The following is a 405-nucleotide window of genomic DNA, read 5'->3' on the forward strand; positions in this document are numbered from 1 at the left end:
GGCGGCGCCCTGGTCGGCGAGGGCGCTGCGGCTGGTGAGGAGGAGGTGTCCGGCTCCGGACCGGGCGAGCCAGCGTGCGACGTGGGCGCCGAGGGTGCAGGTGCCGCCGGTGATCAGGACGGTCCCGTGCGGGCGGGCGAGGACGTACTCGGAGGCGGGGGCGGTCGTGTTCGTGTCCGCCCGGACGAGGCGCCGGGCAAGGGTGCCGGTGGCGCGTACGGCGACCTCGTCCTCACCGTCGGGTGCGGCGAGGAGAGCGGTGAGGAGGTCGAGGGCGCGCTCGTCCAGGGTGTCGGGCAGGTCCACGAGGCCACCCCAGCGCTGGGGGTACTCGGCGCCGACGACCCGGCCGAGGCCCCAGAGCTGCGCCTGCTCGGGGTGGCGCGGAGGGTCGGCGGGTCCGGT

Annotated in this window: 1 protein-coding gene; it reads right to left on the reverse strand. The window is 77.3% G+C overall.

Going from position 1 to position 405, the window contains the following annotated elements:
• Window positions 1–405 (reverse strand): KR domain-containing protein (locus tag G3I71_RS49160; RefSeq protein WP_164325489.1); only part of this gene is annotated, 405 nt, incomplete at both ends.

Origin of the sequence: Streptomyces sp. SID12501 (assembly GCF_010550245.1) — a bacterium.
Taxonomy (GTDB): Bacteria; Actinomycetota; Actinomycetes; order Streptomycetales; family Streptomycetaceae; genus Streptomyces.